General features: G+C 49.1%; 1 protein-coding gene. It reads left to right on the top strand.

Annotation, left to right across the window (positions count from 1 at the left end; translation table 11 throughout):
- Positions 1–153: 153 nt before the first annotated feature.
- Positions 154–603 (top strand): Abi family protein, encoded by a 450-nt coding sequence (locus tag DDD64_RS08705; RefSeq protein WP_241227721.1) that lies wholly within the window; start codon positions 154–156, stop codon positions 601–603.
- Positions 604–750: the final 147 nt, after the last annotated feature.

Genomic DNA, 750 nt, shown 5'->3' with positions numbered 1-750 from the left:
ATGTGGATATCCCGGTGTTTGTCAAGTATGCAAGGCTATTGAGGCCGGAAAGCTCAACGACCCGGACTTTGTGTTGGTATAGCGAGGGAAAGTCTGGGTATTAGCAACCATTTCTGTCTATTTACCCGCGGGCTGTGCATTCAAAATGAGAAAGTGGCGCTAGAGTTTTTATCTAGAGTAAATTACTACAAGCTTTCCGGCTATTTCCGCTACTGGCAACGCGACCCGGTTCGTAATGATAACCGGTTTATTCCGGGTACTTCTTTCGAGAAAATAAGGCAACTCTACGAAGCTGAGGAACAGCTCGTCGTGAAATGTAACGACATATTACACCCGCTAGAAGTGTTGCTCCGTACGAGATTTGCATACTCGTACGGTCATCTCGTCGCGCCCTTCGGCGGCTTCGCCCGTGGGGACGGTTTTACGCAACCCCCAAATCCGAACGGTGTACGGGCTGAAGAACATGCGCTGAATAACCTTGAGCATTCCAAAGAATCTTTCATCGCTCATTACCGGGATGACATTAGAATTGGGAACTCGTACGCGTTAGAGGCGTATGATCGAATGCCTATCTGGGGGTTAATAGACAAAAAGTGGGTCTAATGACGGCGTGTCGTTAGCCCCCGATCTGGCCTTTACGGATGTTTAGACCGTCTTCCCAGGGGTGTTCGGTATCGATATGGGTATCAATCTCGACGGGCTTATCACTAGGCGTACTAACCGGTTCCTTCCTTGGTTGGATCGTGTTTG

This window comes from Actinotignum sanguinis, assembly GCF_003957255.1.
In the GTDB taxonomy this organism is placed as follows: Bacteria; Actinomycetota; Actinomycetes; order Actinomycetales; family Actinomycetaceae; genus Actinotignum; species Actinotignum sanguinis.
The sequence above is the reverse complement of the archived record's forward strand: the minus strand, read 5'-3'. Positions and strand labels throughout refer to the sequence as shown.